15 protein-coding genes and 1 pseudogene are annotated in these 16,332 nt (G+C 36.4%); 12 read left to right on the plus strand and 4 right to left on the minus strand.

Annotation, left to right across the window (positions count from 1 at the left end):
- The first annotated feature begins 457 nt into the window (after positions 1–457).
- From P9B04_RS00975 to P9B04_RS01005, 7 genes and pseudogenes are all read left to right on the plus strand, one after another.
- Complete coding sequence (locus P9B04_RS00975; RefSeq protein WP_342053130.1) at positions 458–1,483, plus strand: ATP-binding protein; 1,026 nt, start codon at positions 458–460, stop codon at positions 1,481–1,483.
- A gap of 47 nt (positions 1,484–1,530) precedes the next feature.
- Positions 1,531–2,439 carry a HEAT repeat domain-containing protein gene (locus P9B04_RS00980; RefSeq protein WP_342053131.1) on the plus strand — a complete coding sequence of 303 codons (909 nt, stop codon included), beginning with the start codon at positions 1,531–1,533 and terminating at the stop codon, positions 2,437–2,439.
- A 21-nt stretch (positions 2,440–2,460) separates the two neighbouring features.
- The gene (locus P9B04_RS00985; protein ID WP_342053132.1) at positions 2,461–3,630 is read left to right on the plus strand and encodes a HEAT repeat domain-containing protein; all 1,170 of its coding nucleotides are present in this window, start codon (positions 2,461–2,463) and stop codon (positions 3,628–3,630) included.
- Positions 3,631–3,638: 8 nt separating this feature from the next.
- Positions 3,639–4,868 (plus strand): HEAT repeat domain-containing protein, encoded by a 1,230-nt coding sequence (locus P9B04_RS00990; protein WP_342053133.1) that lies wholly within the window; start codon positions 3,639–3,641, stop codon positions 4,866–4,868.
- Positions 4,869–4,979: 111 nt separating this feature from the next.
- Entirely contained in the window at positions 4,980–6,191 is a 1,212-nt protein-coding gene (locus P9B04_RS00995; RefSeq protein ID WP_342053134.1) for a vWA domain-containing protein, read from the plus strand.
- A gap of 118 nt (positions 6,192–6,309) precedes the next feature.
- Positions 6,310–7,923: a family 10 glycosylhydrolase gene (locus tag P9B04_RS01000; protein WP_342053135.1), complete on the plus strand. Its 1,614-nt coding sequence runs from the start codon at positions 6,310–6,312 to the stop codon at positions 7,921–7,923.
- A 115-nt stretch (positions 7,924–8,038) separates the two neighbouring features.
- A pseudogene (locus tag P9B04_RS01005) lies at positions 8,039–9,832 on the plus strand (ABC transporter ATP-binding protein).
- A 292-nt stretch (positions 9,833–10,124) separates the two neighbouring features.
- Here P9B04_RS01005 and P9B04_RS01010 read toward each other — a convergent pair.
- The 3 genes from P9B04_RS01010 to P9B04_RS01020 all read right to left on the minus strand — a co-directional run bounded on the left by P9B04_RS01010 (position 10,125) and on the right by P9B04_RS01020 (position 12,127).
- Positions 10,125–10,349: a hypothetical protein gene (locus P9B04_RS01010; RefSeq protein ID WP_342053136.1), complete on the minus strand. Its 225-nt coding sequence runs from the start codon at positions 10,347–10,349 to the stop codon at positions 10,125–10,127.
- Between the two features lie 126 nt (positions 10,350–10,475).
- On the minus strand, positions 10,476–11,597 hold the full coding sequence (locus P9B04_RS01015; RefSeq protein WP_342053137.1) for an aldo/keto reductase: 1,122 nt from the start codon (positions 11,595–11,597) through the stop codon (positions 10,476–10,478).
- 23 nt (positions 11,598–11,620) lie between these two features.
- Positions 11,621–12,127, minus strand: a complete 507-nt coding sequence (locus P9B04_RS01020; protein WP_342053138.1) for a bifunctional nuclease family protein — start codon at positions 12,125–12,127, stop codon at positions 11,621–11,623.
- A 200-nt stretch (positions 12,128–12,327) separates the two neighbouring features.
- Between P9B04_RS01020 and ribE the strand changes: the two genes are divergently transcribed.
- The 3 genes from ribE to P9B04_RS01035 all read left to right on the plus strand — a co-directional run bounded on the left by ribE (position 12,328) and on the right by P9B04_RS01035 (position 14,237).
- Entirely contained in the window at positions 12,328–13,017 is a 690-nt protein-coding gene (gene ribE, locus P9B04_RS01025) for a riboflavin synthase (RefSeq protein ID WP_342053139.1), read from the plus strand.
- Positions 13,018–13,411: 394 nt separating this feature from the next.
- Positions 13,412–13,792: a hypothetical protein gene (locus P9B04_RS01030; protein ID WP_342053140.1), complete on the plus strand. Its 381-nt coding sequence runs from the start codon at positions 13,412–13,414 to the stop codon at positions 13,790–13,792.
- A gap of 220 nt (positions 13,793–14,012) precedes the next feature.
- On the plus strand, positions 14,013–14,237 hold the full coding sequence (locus P9B04_RS01035) for a riboflavin synthase subunit alpha (protein WP_342053141.1): 225 nt from the start codon (positions 14,013–14,015) through the stop codon (positions 14,235–14,237).
- Positions 14,238–14,300: 63 nt separating this feature from the next.
- Here P9B04_RS01035 and P9B04_RS01040 read toward each other — a convergent pair whose 3' ends face one another.
- On the minus strand, positions 14,301–14,930 hold the full coding sequence (locus tag P9B04_RS01040; protein ID WP_342053142.1) for a cysteine dioxygenase family protein: 630 nt from the start codon (positions 14,928–14,930) through the stop codon (positions 14,301–14,303).
- A gap of 164 nt (positions 14,931–15,094) precedes the next feature.
- On the opposite strand from P9B04_RS01040, the gene P9B04_RS01045 reads away from it, so the two are divergent.
- Complete coding sequence (locus P9B04_RS01045; RefSeq protein ID WP_342053143.1) at positions 15,095–15,577, plus strand: hypothetical protein; 483 nt, start codon at positions 15,095–15,097, stop codon at positions 15,575–15,577.
- 99 nt (positions 15,578–15,676) lie between these two features.
- Complete coding sequence (locus P9B04_RS01050) at positions 15,677–16,282, plus strand: glutathione S-transferase family protein (RefSeq protein WP_342053144.1); 606 nt, start codon at positions 15,677–15,679, stop codon at positions 16,280–16,282.
- Positions 16,283–16,332: the final 50 nt, after the last annotated feature.

Raw genomic sequence — 16,332 nt, forward strand, 5'->3', positions numbered from 1 at the left:
TGGTGCTGGTCACCCACTGACAAAACTGTTCCCACAAAGAAACGCTCTCGCGTTGTTGTAAGGTGGTTGTCATTTTGGTATAATTCCTATTGAATTTTCTAGGTTCAAATGGTCGGGTTTTTTTGCCTTTCGGCGTTTGCCCTTTGTATGTATGAATCTATGTTAACAATTCTATTGCGGTTTGTGAAGGGTTGTTACAAAAGACTTACTTATATTAAGTATAAGTACGGTTAATGATTGTTAAAAACTTCTGTTGTGTTACCTCAAATGGCACCGAACTGGGTTAGGGTAATATTAGTAAGTCAAAACTCAGAATATTTAATATTTCAGTAAAATCTTCGCTCCTATAGTTATTGATTGTTAGAAAACGCCACATTCTTTCCTTGACTATTGTTTCGTACTTTTGTCTGCTGAACACTCACCAAGAGAGAAATTTTCTCATTAAGGCAACCTTCAAATGACCCCTACAGCCCTAAAAACCTATCTACAAAACCTTGTCACCCATAATCTTCCTATCAGTACGATGATTTGGGGTGCGCCTGGTATTGGCAAGTCCAGTATTGTTGCTCAAGTTGCCAGGGAAAATCAACTAGAATTTATTGACTTACGTTTGAGTCAGCTTGCTCCCACAGACTTGAGAGGTTTACCCGTTGCTATTGCGGAAAGCGATAATTCTCCTCAAGGACTTTCTACTTGGTATCCTCCCGAGTTTTTACCCAGAGAAGGGAAAGGTATTCTCTTTTTAGATGAGCTTAATATGGCACCTCCGGCAATGCAAGGGGTAGCGCAACAGTTAATTTTGGACAGACAAGTAGGGGCTTACCGAGTGCCGGAAGGTTGGTTTATCTGGGCGGCTGGAAACCGCAAAGAAGATCGCGCTTCTGTGTTTGCTATGCCTTCTCCTTTGGCGAATCGTTTTTTACATCTGAATGTAGAAGTAGATTTTGAGAGTTTTAAGTCTTATGCGTTATTAAATAGCTTTCATGAACAAATTATCGCCTTTTTATCCTATCGAACTAATTTACTGCACTATCTTGACCCTCAAAACCCTGCTTGGCCTTCCCCTCGTTCTTGGGAAATGGCTAGTTCTCTCTACCAGGTTAACTTAGATATTACCTCGGCAGTGGGGGAAGCCGCCACAGCCGAGTTTAATGCTTTTGTGAGTTTATATGATAATTTGCCCAATCTCAGGGAAATATTAACAGGAAATGGTGAAAATATCACTTTCTCTTCTGAACCTTCTGTGCGCTATGCCACTACCATTGGTTTAACTGTGAGAGCAGAAAATATTAACGAAGCTTACAATGGGTTTCGCTGGTTAACCGATAAAGCCACTGCTGAATGGGTACAACTCTACGCAACTGATTTAATTGGTCAAATGAGGGCTAAAAAACAGCTTGGAAAATTAGCCCAGTTAATTCAAAAAGATCCTAAATTCAAGGAATTCTTCCAAGACTATAAGGAATTAATAGGAGTGTCGTAATAGCAAAGTCTGTGGGGGCTTAATAATATTAAGCCTTTGAAGTAATCATGATCAATATTGAAGGAATTATGAATAAAAATTTTTCTGTTCTAAAAAACGAAGCAACTAATGAAAATACTTCACCGAAAAGATTAGATACGTTAGCGAATATTCCAGAATTAGCTCATTTAGTTGCTCAAAATATTAATACTTCCCCAGAAACTTTAACAAAATTAGCAGCACATGATAATGAAAATATTCTGAAAGCTATTGTGAGCAATGCGAATACACCAACAGAAATTTTAATTAAATTAGGTGATAAATTTCCTCAAGAACTAGCGAACAATCCCATTATTGATCTTTGGTTACTAGAAGATAATAATCCTTTATTTGAGCGCAATAAATTAACGGAATTGTTAGCTAAAAATCCGAATACTCCCATTAACTTATTAAAAATATTAGCTCAATCTCCTGACTATCTAGTTCGTAGTGAGGTAGCTAAAAATACCAAGATTCCTATTAGTTTATTAGAACAATTAGCCACTGATTCTGATAAGAAGGTTCGTCAGGGGGTAGCTGAAAACGATAATACTCCTGTTAGTTTATTAGAACAATTAGCCACTGATTCTGATAAGAAGGTTCGTCAGGGGGTAGCTGAAAACGATAATACTCCTGTTAGTTTATTAGAACAATTAGCCACTGATTCTGATAAGAAGGTTCGTCAGGAGGTAGCTAAAAGTCCCAATACTCCTGTTAGTTTGTTAGAACAATTAGCCACTGATTCTAATCATGATGTTCGTATTGAGGTAGCTAAAAGTCCCAATACTCCTGTTAATTTATTAGAACAATTAGCAACTGATCCCATTGACAATATTCGCTGTGCTGTAGCTCGTAATAAGAATACGCCTATCAAATTATTAGAAAAATTAGCTAATGACCCTCAGAAATTAGTTAGTTCGGTTGCAAAAAAAAACTAAAATCTCGTAAGGAAAATTCAAATGAATAATAACCTTTTGACCGTACAACAAGAAACCATTGACGAAAACACTTTCCCTGAAAGATTAGAGGAATTAGCTAATATTCCAGAATTGGCGAGTTCAGTTGCTGAAAATGTTAATAGTTCTCCAGAGACTTTAACAAAGTTAGCAGAAAATGCCAGTGATAATATTCTAAAAGCTCTTGTTAGTAATCCTAGTACACCAACAGAAATTTTAATCAAATTAGGTGATGAATATCCTCAAGAATTAGTTAAAAATCCCATCATTGATCTTTGGTTACTAGAAGATGATAATCCTTTATATTCTTACAATCAATTAACAGCCAAGTTAGCTAGAAATCCTGATACACCTATTGACTTATTAAAAATATTAATTCAGTCTCTTGATTATCGAGTTCGTCGTGAAGTCGCCTCAAATGGCAACACGCCTATTAATTTACTAGAGAAACTAGCCAGTGATGCTCATAAAGATGTGCGTCGTCAGGTGGCTTCTAGTCGAAATATTCCTGTTAATTTGTTAGAAAAATTAGCCAGTGATACTCATAAAGATGTGCGTCGTCAGGTAGTTTCTAATAAAAATACTCCTGTTAGTTTATTAGAAAAATTAGCTACGGATTCTGATGTATCTGTTCGTTGCAGTGTTGCTTTTAATGAGAAAATTTCTGTTAGTTTATTAGAGAAATTTGCTACAGATTCTGATGTAAATGTTCGTCGAGAAGTGGCTGCTAGTGTGAATACTCCTGTTAATTTATTGGAAAAATTAGCCACTGATTCTCATAAAGATGTTCGTCGTGAGCTTGCTTCTGGTGAGAATACTCCTATTAATTTATTAGAAAAGTTAGCCACCGATACTGATGTTCATGTTCGTCTTGAAGTTGCTCATAGAAAAAATACTCCTGTTAGTGTATTAGAAAAGTTAGCAAACGATTCTGATTTACTTGTTCGTCGTAGCATCGCTTCTAATACAAATACTCCTGTTAATTTATTAGAAAAACTAGCCACCGATGCTGATGTAGTTGTTCGTCGTAGTATCGCTTATAATGAGAGTAGTCCTATTAGTTTATTAGAGAAATTAGCCACCGATGCTGATGCGTTTGTTCGTCGTAATGTAGCTTTTAATCCCAATGCTACTGGGAGTTTATTAGAGAAATTAGCCACTACAGTACAATAGGATATCTAATGAATAAAAACTTGTCTCTTCTCGAACAAGAAGCAATCAATGAAGACACTTCCCCTGAAAGATTAGAGGAATTAGCTAATATTGCAGAGGTGGCGCATTTGGTTGCTGAAAATGTTAATAGTTATCCAGAAACTTTAATTAAGTTAGCAAGATATGATAATTATAATATTCTGAAAGGTATTGTTAGTAACCCCAGTACACCAACAGGAATTTTAATTCATTTTGGTGGTCAACTTCCTCAAGAATTGGCCAATAATCCCATTATTGATTTTTGGTTACTAGAGGATGATAATCCATTATTTTATAACATTAGATTAATGGAAAAGTTGGCAGAAAATCCTAATACTCCTCTTGAACTTTTAAAAATATTAGCTCAATCTCCTAATTATCATATTCGTTGTTGGCTAGTAAACAAACAAAACCTACCTATTAGTCTCTTAGAAAAATTAGCCACTGATTTTCATAAACAAGTTCGTTGTAGTGTAGCTGTTAATGAAAAAACACCGATTCACCTCTTAGAAAAATTAGCTAATGATAGTGATAAAGACGTTCGTTGTAGTATTGTTCGTAATAAAAAAACACCCATTAATCTCTTAGAAAAATTAGCGGATGATCCTAACAATGATGTTCGTCATAGTGTCGTTCGTGATGATAAAACATCTGTCAATATCTTAGAAAAACTAGCCACAGATTCCCATAAAGATGTTCGTTGCGGTGTCGTTCGTCATGATAAAACCCCTGTTACTATATTAGAAAAACTAGCATTTGATCTGGATAAAAATGTTGTTTATAACGTTGCCAGTGATGAAAAAACACCTGTAAATATCTTAGAAAAGCTTGCCTATGATGTCGATGAAAAGGTTGTTTATAATGTTGCTCGTAATGGAAAAACTCCCGCTAGTCTTCTAGAAAAATTAGCCTCTCATGCTGATAATAATGTTGTTTGTAATGTCGCTCGTAATGAAAAGATACCGATTAATCTCTTAGAAAAATTAGCCGCTCATGCTCATGAATCTGTCCGTTGTTCTGTTACTCGTCATCACAATATATCTATTGATATCTTAGAAAAATTATCCCTTGATCACAGTCAAAAAATTCGTAAACGGGTTGCTATCAACCAGAATACACCTATCAGTATCTTAGAAAAATTAGTTAATGATCCTAATGACACAGTTCGTTTAACTGCTAAAGAAAGACTAAAATATCGTGAAGGAAATTCAGATGAATAAGAGCTTTTTAAATCCTGAATAAAAGATGAATAGAAAATAGTAATTCTATGATTGATAGACTAAAAATTCCCTAAAAATTAGTAATAAAATTCAAAACTCAACCTAACTAAAATGACTGAAAACATCGACAAAATAATCAGTGCTTCTCGCCTTCGGGTTCGCATGAAATCCCCTTTCTTTGCTACTCTATCTTTGTTTGCCAACTATAGACCATCTTCTTCTATTTCTACTGCTGCGACGGATGGAAAAGATGTCTATTTTAACCCCGATTTTTTATTATCTTTATCCCAACCACAACAAGATGGATTATTGTTACATGAATTACTCCATGCTGCTTTACTTCATACCATAAGAAGAGGACATCGAGAAGGACGTTTATGGAATATTGCTGCGGATATTGTCGTTAATGGGTTAATCGTTGAACAAAATAATGCGTCAAACAAGGAAGAAAATTCATTTGAATTACCAGAAGGAGGACTTCGTAAACCAGAATGGGAAAAAATGAGTGTTGAAGAAATCTACGATTTATTACTTCAAGAAGCTCATGATCTAGAACTAACTAACCCCGACTTATTATCCGAAGCTCCCGAAGACTCTAAAGGAGATAGTTCAGAAGATTCTCAAAATTCTCAGGAAGGAAAAGAAAAAAGTAATCAATTTGATAGTTTAAGTCAATCACAAAAAGAAGAATTAAAATCCCATTGGCAAAACGCCATGCAACAAGCAGCGGTAATTCAAAGAACAAGTAATCAAGGAAAATTACCAGCAGGAATTATCAGACAATTACAAGAAATATCTCAATCTCAAATCGATTGGCGTAGTTATTTATGGCGATATTTAGTACAAACTCCTAATGATTTTCAAGGTTACGATCGCCGTTTTGTTGGTCGTGGTTTATATTTAGATACCGTAGCAGGAGAATCAGTACAAGTCTTTGTTTGTGTGGATAGCAGTGGTTCTATTGGGGATCAACAATTAAAATTTTTTTTAAGCGAAGTTGTTGGAATTTTGGGATCATATCCTCATGTGAAATGTGAATTATATTATGCGGATGCTGATGTTTACGGACCCCATTCTATTAACTTAGATCAAAACATTCCTAAACCGGAAGGAGGAGGAGGAACCTCTTTTATTCCCTTCTTTGAAAAAGTAGAAGAAAATCGAGATCCTAACTTAGAAGGAGTTTGTGTTTACTTAACCGATGGTTATGGAGATTTTCCTGAAGAAGAACCATTATTACCCACTCTTTGGGTAATTACTTCGGGAGGATTAAACTTAGATGAAATACCTTTCGGCGAATCGGTTAAACTATATGTTAATTAAATGTCCAATTTGGCCATGAATAGCAATAACAAACTTAAATTGTAATAATTATGTTATTTGCATTATCATGATTCCTAAACTATAAAATGATTTTTACTCAAACTCGATTCTTTGTATTATGAGATGGGATATTTTGGATCAAAGTTGGCAATCGCTTTTAAAATCTCGCTTTTTACAACTATTTTTAGCTACATTTTTCAGCACTCTATTACTTAGTCATCCTATTTTCGCCTTTTCTCCTCCTAAAACAGAAATTCGCGGGGTTTGGTTAACCACCAACGACACAGAAACCTTACTGGATCAACCCAAACTAGAAGAAGCGATCGCTCAATTATCCCGTCTCAATTTCAATACAGTGTATCCGGTGGTGTGGAATTCCGGTTATGCACTCTATCCCAGTGCGATCGCCGAAAAAAAAGGAATACAACCCTTCGTCCATCGGGGGTTTCAAGGACAAGATCCCTTGACAGATTTAATCGACAAAGCACACGCTAAGGGTTTATTGGTGTTACCCTGGTTTGAGTTTGGATTTATGGCACCACCCAGTTCAGAATTAGCTAAAAAACACTCTCAATGGTTGACTCACAAGCGAGATGGAAAGCAAACCACCATCAGCGCAGCCGGCGAGGTAGTATGGTTGAACCCATTCCGTCCCGAAGTACAGCAATTTATTACTTCTTTGGTGTTAGAAGTAATGGACTTATACGATGTTGATGGGATTCAATTTGACGATCATTTAAGCTTACCTAGTGAGTTAGGTTACGACCAATATACAGTTAATTTATATAAGCAAGAAACAGAAAAAGACCCCCCTGCAAATCCAGAAGATCCGGCCTGGTTAAAATGGCGCGCTGATAAGTTAACTGCTTACGTTTCTAAATTAAATAAAGCTATAAAGTCCAAAAAATCTAATGCTATTTTTTCGGTTTCTCCTAATCCTTATGACACTGCTTATCAAGGACATTTGCAAGATTGGTTTAACTGGGTAAAACAGGATTTAGTTGATGAAATAGTTGTACAGGTTTATCGTCCAGACTTACAAAGTTTTGTTAGACAAATAGAAAAGCCAGAAATAAAAGAGACTCTTAAAAAAATTCCTACAGGTGTTGGTATTTTAACTGGATTAAGAAATCGACAAATTGAAATGGAGTTCATCCAAGAAAAAGTTTTAGCCGCCAAACAACATGGTTTGGGGGTTTCTTTCTTTTTTTATGATAGTTTGTGGAATTATGCACCAGAATCTAAACTGCAAAGACAAGAGCAATTTTTAGCGTTATTTCCTTATCCTGCTGAACGAAAATTAGAGACTCTTCCCCCTCCAGGTTTATCAATCCCTGAAATACCCGAGGACACCACTAGAATTGATGAATTTAAACCATATCCAACTGAAGAATATAATAACTTCGATCCCTATAACGAATTACCAAATACTATTGATGATAATGGTTTTAATCAACAGCAAGAGATCATTATACCTGTAGAAAATAATCTTGATAATCAACCCATAGAAAATAATCTTCCAGCAGAAATAACCACCCCCGAAAAACCACAAGAAATTATTTTACCTGTAGAAACAGCTAACCCCAATGAAACTATAGAAAATCAGCCTGGAATTGACAATAATCCTCCTTATCAACCCCCAACAGAAGCAGATTTCGATGATGATTTTCCTCCTTATCAACCCCCAGAAGATATGCCCTTTGTAGAAGACATGAAACCTTACGAACCTTAGAAAATGCTAATTTCTGAGTCAATTACATAAGAGGACGAAAAACTGATTCTAAATGCTTCCTTCGTGTTTCAATTTCACCCCACTGTTATATTTAGTTTATAAAGAGTCCTTTATTATGTCACAAATTAAGAACACAAAAAAAAATAAACATCCGATGGGACGGCTTTTACAGTACGGAAAAGCCTACAATACCCTTATTTGGCAGGCTGTCACCTGTTCTATTATTAATAAAATCTTTGATTTAGCCCCCCCTATATTAATTGGTGCGGCAGTGGATGTAGTAGTTAACCAACAAGAATCTTTTATCGGAAAGTTAGGAATTAAAGATGTTTTTTCTCAATTACTTGTATTATCTTTCCTCTCTATTATTGTTTGGGGATTAGAATCACTATTCCAGTACACTTATGAAAGATTGTGGCGTAATTTAGCCCAAAATATTCAACACGATTTAAGATTGGATGCTTATGGTCATTTACAAGAGTTAGAACTAGCTTATTTTGAAGAAAGAAACACAGGCTTACTCCTATCTATTTTAAATGACGATATTAATCAACTTGAACATTTTCTAGATGTAGGTGCAAACGAAATATTGCAGGTGATGACTACCGTTATTATCGTTGGTGCAATCTTTTTTGTGGTTACACCGGGAACTGCTTGGATGGCCATGTTACCCATTCCATTTATTTTGTGGGGATCGATTACATTTTAAAAATTATTAGCCCCTCGTTATGCCGATGTTAGGGAAAAAGTAGGTTTATTAAATAGTCGTCTATCCAATAATTTAAGCGGTATTACCACAATTAAAAGTTTTACAACCGAAGTTTACGAATTAGAAAGATTGCGTCAAGAAAGCCAAGCTTATCGTAGAAGTAATCAAAAAGCGATCGCATTAAGTTCAGCCTTTGTCCCCCTCATTCGGATGGTTATATTAGTAGGCTTTACTGCTATTTTATTATATGGTGGCATGGAAGTGGTGGAAGGGAAATTAGCGGTAGGAAATTATAGTGTTTTGGTATTTTTAACCCAACGATTACTCTGGCCACTAACTAGATTAGGGCAAACTTTAGACCTCTATCAAAGGTCGATGGCTTCCACCAATCGGGTAATGAATTTATTAGATACACCCCTAACCATTCATTCTGGAAACTTTCCCCTAGTAACAGGAAATATTAAAGGAAAAATAGAACTTAACAATGTTACCTTTGCTTATCAGGAAGGCTATCCTATCATCAAAAACTTATCCTTAGAAATTCCTGCAGGTCATCGCATTGGTGTGGTAGGTTCTACAGGTTCAGGAAAAAGCACCTTAGTCAAATTACTATTAAGATTATACGAGATTAATCAAGGTGAAATCGCACTGGATGACCTCAATATTCAAGATGTTTATTTGGGAGATTTACGCAAAGCAATTGGTTTAGTTAGTCAAGATGTTTTCCTATTTCATGGAACTGTTAAAGAAAACATAGCTTACGGAAATGCTAACGCCAGCTATCCGGAAATAACAGAAGCGGCTAAAATAGCAGAAGCCCATGAATTCATAGAAAAACTGCCCCAAGGTTACGATACAATTGTAGGAGAAAGGGGACAGAAATTATCAGGGGGACAAAGACAAAGAATTGCAATTGCTAGGGCAATTTTAAAAGATCCTCCTATCCTAATTTTAGATGAAGCTACCTCAGCAGTAGACAACGAAACCGAAGCGGCGATCGCCCGTTCCTTAGAAAAAATTACCGCCCAAAGAACTACTATTGCCATCGCCCATCGTTTATCTACTATTCGTCATTCTGATTGTATTTATGTGATGGAATTTGGTAAAATTGTTGAACAAGGAACCCACGAACAACTATTAGAAAAGCAAGGTATTTATGCAGGTTTATGGCAAGTACAAACTGGGGTTAGTAGTGAATAGTGAGCGTGAGTAGATCATTAAATATTGTTAGTAAACTTCATCGTGTGAACCGATCGCCAACAGAACAATCTCTTCAGTTTTTAGATCAGAATTGTCTATAAACTGAAAAACAATGCGATTACTATCGTCAATCTAACATGACCATTTATTAGATTGCTTGTTCTTCAAGAGATAAAGCTTCAAAGGTTTCAATGGCTTCCTAATCTTTCTAATGTTTCTTCAACCGTCTGTTTAATTGATGGGTTTTGACGAACTAAACGTTTAAGTTGACGGATAAAGTTAGGACTCCAAACTAACTCTCGCATTGTTCTAAATCTTTCATCAAATCACTGACTGAACCTCGCTTAACGTTACCCTCAGCATAATCTTGTTCTGATTGTTTAATATTCTCTAATAATTCTTGTCTTTTCTGTTCTCGTAGACGATTTTGAATAATCTCCAGTAACATTGCTTGTTCTTCAGGAGACAAAGCTTCAACAGTTTCAATGGCTTGCTGGAAGGTTGATTCTTTGATCATTTTCTTAACAGTTATTAGTCAATTATTATTATATGATTTTAGTAGTAATCAGCAAATTTATAACTTTTTATAGATGTCATCTTCAGGGTTATGGCAAGTACAAACAGGAGTAAATTAGTGTTGAAATTATTCCCATAGTCGCCTTCTCGCATTTCCTTTTAACCTCTCATGGGTATCTTTTAATAGCATGGGAATTTCTAAATTCTCTGGACATCGGGGTAAACAATCACCGCAGTCTGTGCAACGATTGCCTTTTTTTCCAGGGAACCAATGTCCGGCATTTTCTAACATTCCATAACGATATTGTCCGTACTCTTTCATATCATAAGCAACAGTTAAATTTCTTAAGCGCAAAATCTCAGGAATATTAATGGACTCAGGACAAGGTAAACATTTATAACACTGACTACATTTATCACTATCTAAAACCTTGTTAAAATGTTCTTCCAGTTGATTGAATTTTTTCTTTTCTTCCAGGGTTAACTGACCATTTTGTGCAAAAAGTGGTATTATTGATTGGAAATCATCAGGATTGGATGCACCAGTGCTTAAAGTTGTAACTCGGTGGTCGCTCAAGAGAAACCGATAAGTTAACTCTAGTGGAGAAAAGGGCGCACACAATCTCTCGAGTAAACTGGAAGGTGTGTAAAGCAAACCCCCTTTATCCCCAGGGGAAATTATAAAGATACCCATGTCTTTCTGAGAAGCTAAGGAGATCGCAGGGTAGTTGTGTTGAAAAAAATAATAATAATGAAGATTAACAAACTCGAATAACCCTGTCTCTATGGTTGCTAGAATCAAATCTAAACTACCGTGAGTCGAGAATCCGATATGTTTTATCTTATCCTCATTTAATGCCCGTTCTAGGGGCAGGAAACCTCCAACAGTCCATTCTAGGTGTTCCCAAGTATTGATTCCATGAATAGCCAAGCAGTCGATGTAATCTACCTGTAACCGTTGTAGAGACTCATCAATGCACTTACTCAGCTTGTCGGCATCAGGAGTTGGTGTTAACTTAGTGGTAATATAAATTTTTTCTCGAGAAACTAACTTTTGTTGCTGTAAAAAATTACCCAAAAACTGTTCACTTTTCCCATATCCTCTCGCTGTTTCCAGATGATTAATTCCTAAAGAAATAGCTGTTTCTAAAGTTTTATAAAAATTTTCCTCTGACCCCAAACACCTCATAGTTCCGAGAGAAAAAACAGACAAATTTAAATCAGTTTTGCCAAAACGCCGATATTGCATTAACGCTAATTTAAAACTCTTTTTTATTGTTCATCATTTTTTTCTAAGCTTGCCCGTTTAATCAACTCTTCAGGACTCAACTTTTCCACAAAATCTCGGAATGCTTGACGTTCTTCTTCATCCGCTTCCTTATCAACAGGAATAGAAGCATCCGCAATCACTTCCTCCATAACCCATATAGGACTGTGGGTTCGTAAAGCAATAGAAATAGCATCGCTAGGACGACAATCAATTTCTTTTTTAGTCTTCCCTTGTTTTAGGCAAAGAATTGCATAAAATGTGTTATCACGTAGAGAATGAATGATAATCTTATCCAAAGACATTCCCCAAGCATCAAATAAATTAGCAATTAAATCATGAGTCAAAGGTCGAGGGGGCTTTTGATTTTCGATGGCACCGATAATAGATTTAGCTTGATCTTGTCCAATATAAATAGGTAAAGCCCGACGTTCTGAACCGTCTTTTAACAAAACAATAGGACTACGAGTAACTGCATCTAAGGCTATTCCCGCCACTTTCATTTCAATCATTGATCTATCCTCTTGGACTGCTTTAAAAAACAATTATTTTGACTGTAAAAATTAATCATTGACTTTGTATCAATAACTGTATCCTGTATTAGTAAATCAGTCGGGTAAACCTAACAATAAGCTATACTCACAGTAAGCCCCGTGTACATAAGATTTTCGTCTAGAATAAGGGGAAAATGTTTTTTAGGAAAGCTTAACTAATGTTTACTGGTTTAGTTCAAGGTCTTGGTATTATCCGTCCCCTCGAAGCTGATCGCTTTACCCTCTCGATTCCCGACAGCCATTCCTCACCCATTCTATCAGATTTGGCCATCGGAGATAGTGTCGCAGTTGATGGGGTTTGTTTAACTGTAGAAGAGATCGTCAAGGATGGGTTTGTGGCAACTGCTTCCCCAGAAACCTTACAACGAACCACTCTAACCCAAAAAATTGCCACCTCCGGCTATGTTAACTTAGAACCCTCTTTGCGAGTTGGCAGTAAGTTGGGGGGTCATTTTGTCACCGGTCATGTAGATGGGTTAGGCTGTTTAAAAGAAGCGATCGCTACTGACAAAGCTTGGGAAATCACTTTTACCGCATCTTCGTCACGATGGCAACAATGGGAAACTTTTATTCAACCCTATTTAATTCCTAAGGGAAGCGTCGCAGTCAATGGTATTAGCCTAACTGTAGCAGAATGTGATCGAGAGGGAACTTGGTTTAAAGCCGCAGTGATTCCCCACACCTACAGTCAAACCAATCTTTGTTATCTTAAAAATGGAGATTTGGTTAATATAGAAGGGGATATTTTAGGGAAATATGTGGCTAAATTACTAGGAAAACACTTCAAATCTGAGCAATCTTTAAGCGAGGTGAATTTAGCATTCTTAGCAGAAAATGGTTATCTTTAACCGAAAAAAGCTAACTATACTTTAATTTTTGGTTCAGAAAAAATTCCTATGATCTTGATTAAGTTCTTAAACTTAGGTTGTCTATTTGGAAATATGGGGCATACTGGATATATAGCAGTTCCCATACTTGTGAGGTACAGAAGTTATCTCTTTGAGGCAGAAGGCAGGGGGCAGGAGGCAGAAGTTAGGTGTACCTCATGAGTCCGAGAAACGCTATAGTAGACATTAACTCTAATAATTAATGAACATTACTGACATTAGAATTTATTGATAGTGGGTGTGAGCAATTCAGAATAATTACTGATGTCTATGGAAGATAGCAGACATTTCCATCGTAAGCCGTGAACGTATAGTTTTTGCTATCTACAATTACCATTGACGAGGAAAAACACTAATGAATCACGGACAAACTAGCTCTAATGTAAAGCAGTCTTCTGCTAATAGCTCAGAAAAACAACAAAGCAGTTCTCGAGATCCAAATGATTCCCAAAAACACGAAAAAACACGAATAGTTACCGTAAAGACAACCTCTATAGAAGAGCAAAATGTTTCTTCTTTAAGTCGTAAAAATACAGTTTGTCGAGGAGATTCCTGGAAAATTATTAAATCACCCTCTCCGTCTCGTCCGGTTCTCTTTTGGGAAGTTCTGACGACAGTAGCCTTATTAATCATGGCATTGTGGATGCAGGGTTTGCCAAGCAAAGAAACTCACCAGATTCCAGACAAGAATGTTTGGCCTTCTTTCGAGATAACCAAACCACAGATGGGGTTCTAATATTGAGATTATAATCACTAAAATCTTAATATACTTTTAAATTCCTAGCCGACAGTTGACACTGATGTTAAAAATTGTGTAGTATTGGGTAATGAAAAAAGCTTTGTCTTTCGTCTCTACATTATCCAAAATAAATGCAGTGAAGAAACCGAAGTAGGCTGTGAGTAACTGGCTGAAAGAAAACTCCAGCCAACGCTTACTATGAGGTTATAAACTAACGATGCTTGTTATTTCTCTAATTACTTTAGCGATTGCTTCAGTGTCGGCATTTTTAAGTATTAGCTTGAAAGAGGATGTGGTTAAAGTATCTATGGGATGTGTTGCTGTATTATCCTCCCTTTTAACCCTCATCTTCGCCCCCTGGGTTCTAAAGCTTAGTATTGTCGCTATTCCCTTAGTTATTGATAGAGTCAACCGTCTAACCACTGAAGAATCTCCCCACTAGGGCAATTTTATCACTCTTGAAACACCTGTTTCAGTTTTCTGAGGATTTGACAGACTCAGTAACCTAAAAGTGATAAGCACTATGAGTTTCAGGATCGTATTTGAAACGTTTTGAAGCATTCGTATCCCCATATAAATTCAAAGTTACAGTCGGTTCGTTCCCTATAGCTTCAACACTATGAATAGCTCCTGTTGTAAAACTAATTATATCCCCATTTTGGAAAACTTGCTCACCAACCTTTTCAATATTTTGGGGGTATTCAGCTATGGGAAGAGGTTTCCAAAAAGCATTTTTTTGTTGTCCTTGTAAAGTCGCAACTACCCCCCAAGTTCCATGATTATGGATAATTGTGGTACTTCCTGGCAACATAATCTCGGTTTGTAAGGTAAAAGGAAAGCCAAGTTCATCGTAAAGCAATTGAAACCCTGTTCCCGTTTCGGAAGAAGAAGAAGGGACACTTTTACTTATCCAGTAAACATTGAGCAATAACTTACGCATCAAACGCCGCAGAATAGGTAAATATTCAGTTTCCTCTTGCTGAGTTATCTCTGCCTCGTTAACGACATCATCCAACTCCGTCAAAAAGCGATGTAGTCGGTAGGGTGTGGTTGGGGTTAATAAGTCCCACTGACGAGGGGAACGGAATGACAAACATTCACCATTATCTTGAACCAACCAGTCTTGTTGTGGCATCTAATCAGTCTCCTTTCGCTGATATCACCTTGTTCCCTAAGAGTCAATCATAGGTTATGGTCAAAGACAATTGAAGCAAAATTCAACGAAACTTAACTTTTCTCCGCCATTGATTTCTAAATCTTGTTATTTTAAAAGGATTAGGACTATTGACGGTAACTCCCATGCAAGACAAGGAACAAGAAGCGAAAAACAAAGCAATTCAAAGAGAAATTCTAGCAGGACGTAAATTTTCCTTAGCTGAAGCGATCGGTAGAGAAGGAGGAGATTTTTTAAAAGGGGAATCTCCCGTTCCCAAATTAGTACAAGCTACTACAGAAATTAACATCTTTATTGCTACTAATTTACAAGACTCATCTGGAGCATTACAAGCGGTTTTACAAACCTGGATCAGCACAGATGAAGCAACTGTTAGTAACAACTTAGAAAATCCTTTACAAGCTTTAAAACAGATGTTAAACAAGTTCCTCAATAATCCTGAATTACTTTATGAACTAGTAAGACAAGTGGATTTTCAATGGGGAAAAATGTACGATGAACGCCCTTATTTTCAGTCTCCAGGGCAACCACCTCATCCCAATGATGAATACACCCACGAATCTGTGGCAGAAAAATTAAAAACCTTACTAACTAAATTACCACAATAATCAGAATTAACCATGATATAATTAGCTAATTATGTCCTCTAATTCTCACAAATTCTCGACAAATTAATTGCAAATAGCATATTGATAAGGAAATTAATCATGCCAGATCAATTAACTATCCCCTCTTGGAATGATCTACTAGAAAAATCTAAAAACAAAACCACTGTAAAATGGGAAATTAGGCCAGGACAAACACCTTCTAGCGTTGCCATATCCAGTTATAAAAATGACAAGACTCAAACAGAAAAACCCGCAGTTTTATTGTACCGTGATACTAATGCTTGGTGTCCCTTTTGCGAAAGAGTATGGTTGACTTTAGAAGAAAAACAAATTCCCTTTGCAGTAGAATTAATTGATTTAAGAAATAAACCCAAATGGTACACGGATTTAGTTCCTACTGGTTTAGTTCCTGCAGTAAAAATTGAAGGAGAATTAGTTTATGAATCAAAGTCAATTCTTTTAACTTTAGAAAAACACTTCCCAACCCCTGCATTATTACCAGAAGATCCCGAGGAAAAAGCCATTGCTCTAGAAATGATCGAAGATTGCGAAAAAGGAGGTTTTGGCAAAGCAGGTTATCAGTTCCTCTTAGGAAGATCCCTCAATTCATCAGCAGAAAAATTGCCTGAAAAAGAATCGATTACTGAAATTAAAGTAAATTTTGAAAATCAGCTTGATCGTTTAGAAAAAAACCTCGAAAAGTAGTATCTTCTCAAAAAGCCAGGGGTCACTCGCTGCGAAAACTTAGGCCAAAC

The sequence above is a fragment of the Crocosphaera sp. Alani8 genome, assembly GCF_038442745.1.
GTDB lineage: Bacteria > Cyanobacteriota > Cyanobacteriia > Cyanobacteriales > Microcystaceae > Crocosphaera.

Excerpts from the sequence above, each read along its gene's own strand:
- P9B04_RS01045 (WP_342053143.1), top strand. The coding sequence starts at position 15,095 with ATGCAAGACAAGGAACAAGAAGCGAAAAACAAAGCAATTCAAAGAGAA.
- ribE (WP_342053139.1), top strand. The coding sequence starts at position 12,328 with ATGTTTACTGGTTTAGTTCAAGGTCTTGGTATTATCCGTCCCCTCGAA.
- P9B04_RS00975 (WP_342053130.1), top strand. The coding sequence starts at position 458 with ATGACCCCTACAGCCCTAAAAACCTATCTACAAAACCTTGTCACCCAT.
- P9B04_RS01030 (WP_342053140.1), top strand. The coding sequence starts at position 13,412 with ATGAATCACGGACAAACTAGCTCTAATGTAAAGCAGTCTTCTGCTAAT.
- P9B04_RS01035 (WP_342053141.1), top strand. The coding sequence starts at position 14,013 with ATGCTTGTTATTTCTCTAATTACTTTAGCGATTGCTTCAGTGTCGGCA.
- P9B04_RS00985 (WP_342053132.1), top strand. The coding sequence starts at position 2,461 with ATGAATAATAACCTTTTGACCGTACAACAAGAAACCATTGACGAAAAC.
- P9B04_RS00980 (WP_342053131.1), top strand. The coding sequence starts at position 1,531 with ATGATCAATATTGAAGGAATTATGAATAAAAATTTTTCTGTTCTAAAA.
- P9B04_RS01040 (WP_342053142.1), bottom strand. The coding sequence starts at position 14,930 with ATGCCACAACAAGACTGGTTGGTTCAAGATAATGGTGAATGTTTGTCA.
- P9B04_RS01010 (WP_342053136.1), bottom strand. The coding sequence starts at position 10,349 with ATGATCAAAGAATCAACCTTCCAGCAAGCCATTGAAACTGTTGAAGCT.
- P9B04_RS01050 (WP_342053144.1), top strand. The coding sequence starts at position 15,677 with ATGCCAGATCAATTAACTATCCCCTCTTGGAATGATCTACTAGAAAAA.
- P9B04_RS00990 (WP_342053133.1), top strand. The coding sequence starts at position 3,639 with ATGAATAAAAACTTGTCTCTTCTCGAACAAGAAGCAATCAATGAAGAC.
- P9B04_RS00995 (WP_342053134.1), top strand. The coding sequence starts at position 4,980 with ATGACTGAAAACATCGACAAAATAATCAGTGCTTCTCGCCTTCGGGTT.
- P9B04_RS01020 (WP_342053138.1), bottom strand. The coding sequence starts at position 12,127 with ATGATTGAAATGAAAGTGGCGGGAATAGCCTTAGATGCAGTTACTCGT.
- P9B04_RS01000 (WP_342053135.1), top strand. The coding sequence starts at position 6,310 with ATGAGATGGGATATTTTGGATCAAAGTTGGCAATCGCTTTTAAAATCT.
- P9B04_RS01015 (WP_342053137.1), bottom strand. The coding sequence starts at position 11,597 with ATGCAATATCGGCGTTTTGGCAAAACTGATTTAAATTTGTCTGTTTTT.